The organism is Streptococcus sp. k-378, assembly GCF_013277505.1.
Taxonomy (GTDB): domain Bacteria; phylum Bacillota; class Bacilli; order Lactobacillales; family Streptococcaceae; genus Streptococcus; species Streptococcus pseudopneumoniae.
Window position 1 is genome coordinate 1 of sequence record NZ_VMNC01000057.1, and the last position, 9262, is coordinate 9262.

At 36.9% G+C, this 9262-nt stretch carries 6 protein-coding genes and 1 pseudogene; 4 read left to right on the forward strand and 3 right to left on the reverse strand.

Annotated elements, in window-relative coordinates; translation table 11 throughout:
* A pseudogene (locus HT719_RS07085) lies at positions 1-155 on the forward strand (IS30 family transposase); the annotation flags it as partial.
* Between the two features lie 406 nt (positions 156-561).
* Here the strand turns inward: HT719_RS07085 and HT719_RS07090 are convergent.
* Genes HT719_RS07090 through HT719_RS11630 form a run of 3 tightly spaced genes read right to left on the reverse strand, consistent with a single transcriptional unit; the run spans position 562 to position 2862 of the window.
* Complete coding sequence (locus HT719_RS07090; protein ID WP_001081491.1) at positions 562-1755, reverse strand: MFS transporter; 1194 nt, start codon at positions 1753-1755, stop codon at positions 562-564.
* A complete protein-coding gene (locus HT719_RS11625; protein WP_345790035.1) occupies positions 1748-2560 on the reverse strand; it encodes a ThiF family adenylyltransferase in 813 nt (270 codons plus the stop codon). Before HT719_RS11625 ends, HT719_RS07090 begins: the two co-directional genes overlap by 8 nt.
* Positions 2509-2862 (reverse strand): hypothetical protein, encoded by a 354-nt coding sequence (locus HT719_RS11630; RefSeq protein WP_240156560.1) that lies wholly within the window; start codon positions 2860-2862, stop codon positions 2509-2511. The genes HT719_RS11625 and HT719_RS11630 overlap by 52 nt, the downstream gene beginning before the upstream one ends.
* A gap of 374 nt (positions 2863-3236) precedes the next feature.
* Between HT719_RS11630 and pepO the strand changes: the two genes are divergently transcribed.
* From pepO to HT719_RS07110, 3 genes are all read left to right on the forward strand, one after another.
* Entirely contained in the window at positions 3237-5129 is a 1893-nt protein-coding gene (gene pepO, locus HT719_RS07100) for an endopeptidase PepO (RefSeq protein WP_172928689.1), read from the forward strand.
* Between the two features lie 182 nt (positions 5130-5311).
* On the forward strand, positions 5312-5935 hold the full coding sequence (locus tag HT719_RS07105; RefSeq protein WP_000078994.1) for a recombinase family protein: 624 nt from the start codon (positions 5312-5314) through the stop codon (positions 5933-5935).
* A 427-nt stretch (positions 5936-6362) separates the two neighbouring features.
* Complete coding sequence (locus tag HT719_RS07110) at positions 6363-9020, forward strand: LPXTG cell wall anchor domain-containing protein (RefSeq protein WP_172928691.1); 2658 nt, start codon at positions 6363-6365, stop codon at positions 9018-9020.
* Positions 9021-9262 lie beyond the last annotated feature (242 nt).

The following is a 9262-nucleotide window of genomic DNA, read 5'->3' on the forward strand; positions in this document are numbered from 1 at the left end:
ATGAGAATCACAACAGGCTCATTCGTAGATGCTTACCTAAGGGAACTAAGAAAACGACTCCCAAAGAAGTCGCATTCATCGAAAATTGGATTAATAACTATCCTAAAAAATGCTTGAACTACAAATCACCCAGAGAATTTATTCTTCATGGCTAACTTGAACTTGAAATTTGGCAAAAAATCTTTACACATCACACAAGGGAATCAATATATAGTGGATTGAATTTGGAATAGTCCACCGAGTTTTTTAAAACATTGTTAGAAATTCAAAGTAAATTATAAAAATGCCTTAGAAGCAGCATTGTACTACTCCAGCTCCAACTAACTCTATTTTGCTATATATTTAGTAGGATGTCTAATAAAACGCATAATCTCAAGGTTTATACACCTGATATTATGCGTTTTTATGATTTTAAAGATTCTTTAATTAGATTTACTATCTGTACTTCAAAAAGTGTTTTAATCTATCCATGGATAACCCCTTAGTTTACCCTTTGATTTTTGTTGAGTATGAGCGATTCTTTGATGAATTATTTTGAATCAGTATATCACACTTTAAACATCAATAGTTTTTACTTTTGGTTAATGGACTAAAGTAACTAAATCCCCCTGCAAGAAATCTTATAGTACCTGCTAATATTAGAATACTTATGATAGTTAAGTTATGTGAAACAAGTATCCCTCCAAGGTATGCTCCTAAGGGGATAGAAGCAAATGAGATCATTCTAGTAATACTAACAACACGTCCCAACATTTCTTTTTTGACAACTTTTTGTCGTAACGTAAAATATGTAATGGCATTGATATTGCCAAACATATTACTCAAACCTAAAAATACTCCCATATATATATAGTTTGTGTTAATTGATAGCAACATAGTAGATAGACCAGCTAGCATTGTACTGATGGAGAGGATTTTTCCATATCTAAACTTTTTAATTAATTCAGGGGCAAGAATAGCACCTAATATAGCTCCTACACCAGCTATTGAGAGTATTAATCCATAGTGAAAGGAGGTATAGCCTAGAACATCTGTAATATAGTAAACTAAGTTGGCCTGAAATATATGAATACCAAAGTTTGTTCCAAAAAAAAGAATAGCTCCACTTAGGATGATTTTATCATTTTTTACATAGTGCAAACCAATAGATATTGTTTTAGAAAGACTCTCTTTTTTAGAGATATTTACTAGTGTATTTTCTGGAGTTTTTATGCAGAGAATTAATAGGCTGGCAATTAAAAAGGTAAGAGCATTGACCCATAAAACTTTAGCTGGATTAATAAGTAATAGAACAGAACCACTAATCATAGGACCAATAAGATTTAATGTATTGTCAATAAGTTGGATTCCTGAATTGGCTTTTGATAGCTGATTGTCTGTTACAATCTGTGGTAACAAGCTTTGAAATGCTGGGTGGACTAATGGCTCTGTAGAGGAGAGCAGGAAGGTTAAAATATAAATTAAGAGTAAGAGTATATTATCATTTTTAAAAGATATTATTAGCAAACTTAGAATGACTAATGAGATTAAATGACATATTGAAATGATATATACTTTTTTGAATTTATCTGCTAATATACCTCCTACTAGAGAAAATAAAATCCATGGTAAAAATGAAATACCGTATAGAGTAGCCATATGAAATGGAGATCCTGTTTTCTCAAATACTAGCAAAGGTAGAGCTAATTTTCTTAGCCAATCACCAAAGTTGGATACAAGAAATGTTAGCCACAATATTTTGTAATTTCTATTCAATAATATTACCTCCACGACAGGTTATACAATTGGGATCTATATGCCAATGCTCGGCTATTTTTGTAGTCATTGTATTCATATCTATAGATTTTAATTGGCCTACAGTAGTTAATTCACCGATACCAGTGATATATTTTGTAACTTCTGAACAAATGATACCAGTTGCTACAGATACTAGAGGAGCTATGGCAGTATTGTCACCAACTAAATTTAAACGAGTTCTTTCTTCAAGGATTAGGTGAGAAATAGGGTGTTCTTTTTGGATAGTATTTCTCCAACAATCTATGCATCCAGATATTTTGGGGATAATAGTATATTGCAGGGCTCGTTGCGCTTCTAAACCTGCACAAAATAAAGGAATATTCAGCTTTACTATAGCTTCATTTACCCATCTTGCTAGTTTGATTTTAGGTCTATCCGCAACTAGTATTAAGCAGTCGAATCCTCGGAATGATTCAACAACATCTTCAGATGAATTGATTTTCTTTTCCTCAACAGTAAATTTTATTTGAGGATTAAATTCATAGATGCGTTGTTTTGCTATACTTGCTTTACTCTTTCCTATATCATCAAAGTTATATAAAATTTGTCTATTTAAATTAGATATATCAACGACATCAAATTCAACAGCTTTTATTTCTCCTATACCTAAGCCAGCTAAGTCATATATAATGTGAAATCCTAATCCGCCTAATCCAATAATTCCAATTTTTGAATCAATTAATTTTTTTTGAGAAATATATTTATTTTCACTTAAAGTTGCGTAAGATGAAAAAAGTTGATGTTTCTGTGATAACGTTCTAATTCATACTTGAATAATATTTTAGAACCAGTAAGATTTAAATCCTCGATAAATCGTTCTTTACTGATTTCATCAATAGCTTCCATTACATCAGATGGTGATAGTTCATTGTAGGTTTCTGAAACTTCTCTTATGATTTTTTCGACAGTATTAATTCCATCCATTTTTTTGAGCATGTATTCAATAGCTCCGCTAGGGTCTTCATGTTCTGTAATTTCTCCAAACCCACCTATATAGACCGATCCGTCTTTATATACTACTGGGTAAGCCTTTTTTAGTTTTGGACGAGCTTTTAGTAGATCCATTATATCTCCTTATATCAATTAAAAGAAAAGGTAACTAGAGAAAGTTTAGTTACCAGCCTCGGTGAAGAAAGTATTACTATCCTTTACTGCACTGCGATTCCTGCAATACTTACAGAATGAACACGTTTTTGCTTAAGCATAAAATCTACCTCCTAATATTTAAATTTCAAGTAGCAAAGCTATGAGATAGATAGAATTTTATCATTTTATATATTTTTTGTCAATTCATTTTTCAGACAATTAATTTTTTTATGAATTTTTAAAAAATTGAAATAATAACTGAAAAATGATAGAAAAGGAAAGTTCATTTTTAATTGCATTCCCTAGTGATTTTTGTTAAGATAAAGACAAATACAAATGAAAGCGAGAACAAGATGACACGTTATCAAGATGATTTTTATGATGCTATCAATGGAGAATGGCAACAGACAGCTGAAATCCCAGCAGATAAGTCTCAAACAGGAGGTTTTGTTGATTTAGATCAGGAAATTGAAGACTTGATGCTGGCGACAACAGACAAGTGGTTAGCAGGTGAAGAGGTGCCTGAGGATGCTATCTTGGCAAACTTTGTCAAATACCACCGCCTAGTTCGTGATTTTGACAAGAGAGAAGCTGACGGTATCACACCTGTCTTACCACTCCTTAAAGAATTCCAAGAATTGGAGACTTTTGCAGATTTCACTGCCAAACTAGCAGAGTTTGAACTTGCAGGAAAACCTAACTTCCTTCCTTTTGGTGTATCGCCAGACTTTATGGATGCCAGAATCAATGTTTTATGGGCTAGCGCTCCAAGCACGATCCTGCCAGACACGACCTACTATGCAGAAGACCATCCTCAGCGTGAGGAGCTCTTGACTCTTTGGAAAGAAACTAGCGCAAATCTTCTCAAAGCTTATGATTTCTCTGATACAGAAATTGAAGACTTGCTAGAGAAAAGACTAGAATTGGATCGCCGAGTTGCAGCAGTGGTGCTTTCTAATGAAGAAAGTTCAGAGTATGCTAAACTCTACCATCCATATGCTTACGAAGATTTCAAGAAATTCGCGCCTGCCCTACCTTTGGATGACTTCTTCCAAGCCGTTCTTGGACAAGTGCCAGACAAGGTTATCGTAGACGAAGAACGTTTCTGGCAAGCAGCAGATCAATTCTATAGTGAAGAGGCTTGGCCTCTTCTCAAAGCAAACTTAATTTTAAGTGTAGTCAATCTTTCAACCAGCTATTTAACAGAAGAAATCCGTGTCTTGTCAGGTGCCTACAGCCGTGCCCTTTCTGGAGTTCCAGAGGCAAAAGATAAGGTCAAAGCAGCTTATCATCTAGCACAGGAACCTTTCAAGCAAGCCCTGGGTCTTTGGTACGCCCGTGAGAAGTTCTCTCCAGAAGCCAAGGCGGATGTGGAGAAAAAAGTGGCAACCATGATTGATGTCTATAAGGAGCGTCTGCTTAAGAATGACTGGCTCACTCCAGAAACCTGTAAACAGGCTATCGTGAAGCTCAATGTGATCAAACCTTATATCGGTTATCCAGAAGAATTGCCTGCACGTTACAAGGATAAGGTGGTGAATGAAACTGCCAGTCTTTTTGAGAATGCTCTAGCCTTTGCGCGTGTGGAAATCAAACACAGTTGGAGCAAGTGGAACCAACCTGTAGACTACAAGGAATGGGGCATGCCTGCTCACATGGTCAATGCCTACTACAATCCACAGAAGAATCTGATTGTCTTCCCAGCGGCTATTTTACAGGCACCTTTCTATGACTTGCATCAGTCATCTTCTGCTAATTACGGTGGTATTGGGGCGGTTATTGCTCATGAAATTTCCCACGCCTTTGATACCAACGGAGCTTCCTTCGATGAAAATGGTAGCCTCAAGGATTGGTGGACAGAGAGCGACTATGCTGCCTTCAAGGAGAAAACACAAAAAGTCATTGACCAATTTGATGGACAGGATTCTTATGGAGCAACCATTAACGGTAAATTGACTGTGTCAGAAAACGTGGCTGACTTGGGAGGAATCGCAGCAGCGCTTGAAGCAGCTAAGAGAGAAGCAGACTTCTCAGCAGAAGAGTTCTTCTACAACTTCGGTCGCATCTGGCGCATGAAAGGTCGACCAGAATTTATGAAACTTTTGGCTAGCGTCGATGTGCACGCACCAGCCAAACTCCGTGTCAATGTGCAAGTACCAAACTTCGACGATTTCTTTACAACCTATGATGTCAAAGAAGGAGACGGAATGTGGCGTTCACCAGAGGAGCGCGTGATTATTTGGTAATACAAAGAGACAAGTAAAACTCCTATAATTACACCTTCCCTATCTATGTACACCCTAAAAAGTTAGATAGAATAATCTAGCTTTTGGGGTGTAGTTCATAGGGATTATGAAATTGAAGTCTTTTCTTATTTTAAAATTCATAGTAAAATATCCCTCTGTATCAAGATAACAGGAGGATTTTTATGTCTCAAAAGACTATCAACATAGGCTACGCCCGTGTATCTACTCATAAGCAAGACCTAGGATTGAAAGTGCAAATCGAAGCTCTCAAACATTGCGATAAACTTTTTATAGAAAAGGAATCTGGTGCAAATAACACTCGTCCTGAACTTACAAAAGCCTTAAAACTGGCCTCTGACTTTTCGAAAGATGGCAAGCAGGTTACTTTCACTATCTATAAGTTAGATAGACTGACTCGATCTATGTTTAAGCTACTAGAACTTATTGAACAATTTAATGAATATCATATTCAGCTAGTCAGTTTGCATGAAAAACTAGAAACAGACTCTCTTATTGGCAGGTTACTTTGCGTCATTTTAGGCTTTGTGGCAGAAAATGAGCTGGAAAATCTGAGGTTTCGCACAAAAGAAGGACTTCGAAAAGCTAAGGAAAATGGTGTTAGATTAGGAGCAAAACGGATTTCAAAAGAAAAGGAGGAGCGGATACTTAACAAATATCTACATTCAAATATAAGCATACGTAATATTGCAAAAGCTGAACAAATTTCTACATCAACCCTATATAAAGTGTTAGAACGCAATAAAGTGGCGAACAATCGTCAAAAAAAAACGGAAAATCATTGCTAAAAATAGGGAAAAATGGTAGAATGAAGCTGTAAATTTGTTTCGATTAACGACCGTTTGATGAAACAGTCAAAACAACAATATGAATATTTAAAAAATACGAGTTTAACAGTGTTTTTAACCTGTATTAGACTGGTATTTTTTGTGTATCGTTTAACGGTCGTTACGCGATACACTTAGTTCCCTATCTCTAAAGTAGTTAGCGAGCTTATGGTAACAAAAAATTTAAAAATTATTAAGATATGTAATAGTGTAATAGCTGTATTGTTCAGTTAATGGATAAAGGTTCATTTAAGGCTTCTATCAAGAACATTAAATGTTTAGAGAATGAGTTGGCTCAAAATTTTGCTTTTGTGGTCTTGAAAGGAAGTTGATTTTGTTATTTTATAAGCCTAAAAAGGCAATTATATATTCCCAAGGAGGAAAAATTATGAATAAACTAACTAAACTAGGTATTGTCACTTTCTCTGCTGTAACTCTTAGTGCTGCCGTGCCAACTTTGGTGCGTGCCGAGGAAAACGTTGCGCCGCAGCCAAATGTTGCTGCTAAACCTAATGTTGCTCAACCAACACCTGCACCAAAACCTAATGGTAGCTGGGTTGATTTCAGTATGCTCGACCCAATCGCTAAACCAAAACCAAAGCTAGACAAAGAAGTTTCAAAACCTGCTGAAAAGCCAGTAGAAGAGCCCGCTCCTGTCGAAAAACCTTCGACCGAGGGCAACATTCTTGCAAACGGAACAGATGAGGCTATCGCAGAGGACAAGAAAAATGCTGAGATCGAGAAAAAATACAACGTCGATCCAACCAATCAGCTACCCGAGCCAGGTCTACCAATCATAACACCTGAGCCAGAACAACCTATAACAGATTCTGAAGAGATGAAGAAGATGGTGGCGGAAGATTTGGCATACAAAGCTGGCGCAGTCATGTCTATGACTAAAGAAGAGAACGACAAGATTGTATCTGAAGCAAATCAAAAGCTTTACGCTCTTTCTGGAATAGATGCTGATAAACTTCTAAACACGCCAATTCCCGGAACAAATGGGCAAGGCTTTCCTACTTTAGCAGACTGGACTTATCGAGAATACAAAGTCCAAGCAGATTTCTTGGATGCTGATCGTGTCCAAAAATATGGATACACTACTGAATCCAGAATTGATAGTCCAGAACACGCAACAGTTAGATCATTACGGTTCGATACCGATAAAGATGATGCAGATGGAATACTAACAGCAAAAAAATTCTCCGACTACACTTTTAGCCACGTCGTAAAATCAGCTGCAGATCATCCAGATATCGACCCAGATCCAAAAGTTGTCAGAGTCAGTTATGATGCAGCTTATGCTTTGCGTGGTTCTGGCTACAAAAATGGTAAAGGAGATAATCTTTTTCGCTACTATTTTATTTATACTAAAAATAAACCAGTAGAAGAAAAACCAACACCTAAAGATCCGCAACCAGCGGAAACGGAAAAACCTGCTGAAATTTCGAAACCAGCGGAGACAGTTGAACCAACTGTGCAGCCGAAACCAGCTGAGAACAAGCCGGTTGAAAATAAACCAGCTGAAACACCCGTTCCATCTCCAAAACCAGCAGAAAACCCTCAACCAGAGGTTAAACCAGTGGAGCAACCACAACCTGCTAAACCAGTGGAACCAGCTAAAAATGCTGGATTACCAAAGATTCCTTATAGAACCAACCAGCCAAAACGTTGGTTTAACGGAGCAGGTCGCCCTACTCTAACAACAAACGACCTTGCTGCTCCACTTCCTGCTGAAAATGTAGAAAAAACATCTTACGGTTGGTGGACAGCTGAACCGGACTTGCTTCATGCAGGATCTCATATAAAAGTAAATACTTTTAATTCGAATTTCAATAATCCGATGTTCGAAAACGGTAAAGAGATAAAATTTAAAGGTAGCGGATTTGGAGATATGGATAGTAGGTTTAAACCTGCTCTTGTTCGAGTAAAAGTTCCAGAGTTGGAAGGAATGAACTACGAAGCTTATACAATCTTCTATGAAGTTCCTAATAAAAATGGAAATCCAACTTACGGAACAAATCGAACTCTCCAAGGTGGTGGCATCTCTTTAACTATCAAATCAAAAGAGAAGAAAGAAGATATTCAGGTTTATACATTAACTAAGGATAGAAAACTGGAAGAACTCTATTATCCAGGATTCCCAAGTGAAGAAACAAATCGCTATGATGAGAAAACTAAAACTCATTCATACAATCTATTTGGTGAAACCTACGATACTTACGTTTTCTTGTTTAAGAACCCTACTGAAAAACCAGCTGAGCAAGTAAAACCTGAAGTTAAGCCAAGTGAACAACCTAAGCCAGACAAGCAGCCAAGTGTTCCTACTGTTCCAGCTGATCAACCACAACCTGCTAAGCCAGAGAAACCAACTGAACAACCTGTGAATCCAGTTGCTCCAGTAACACCGACAACTCCTGTAACGCCTACACTTAACCCAGCCATCCCAAACAATACTCGTGTTCTTTCGAACAAAGCTGGAAGCGTTCAAGTGCATGGTTCAGAAGCAACACTCAAAAATGTCAGCTATATCAAGGTAGAAGAAACCAAGCCGACTTCACTTGAATCAAAAGACTACAAGGCATTTGACATTCATCTATATGACGCGAATGGTAAAGCTATCCAGCCAAATGGCATGGTTCTAGTAAGTCTTTCTGCTGATAAGCCAGTTGAAAATGTTTACTATGTTGCTCCAGATGGTACTTTACAGGCATTGAAGTTCAAACAAGATACAGATAAGGTTACTTTTGAAACCAATCACTTCAGTATCTATGCTATGACTTTCAAAGTTGCCGCAAGCCGTGATAACGGAGGTAGTACAACTCCTGTTCCAGTTGTAAATAGTAGTAATACCGAACAAAAAGGAAATGACGCAAGTAGTACAAAAACTCAAGCTGAGTCGTTAGCAACTAAGACTGAAACTATTTCGAAACAAGTAGCTAAGACTTTGCCAAATACTGGAGAAAATCACTCAATTCTCGCCACCCTATTTGGAATGTTAACTCTAACTGCTGGATTATTTAGCTTTCGTAAGGAGTCAGAATAACTCCAATTCATAGTTTATCTATCAAATATTTTAGACTGTGAAAAAATCAATTTGAGGAGATGATTTAGAAAATCTTTTCATGATAAAACGCATAATATCAAATTTTCTACATCTGATATTATGCGTTTTTTATAATTCTAATACTCTTCGAAAATCTCTTCAAACCACGTCAGCTTCGCCTTGCCGTAGATATGGTTACTGACTTCGTCAGTTCTATCCACAATCTCAAAACAGTGTTTTGA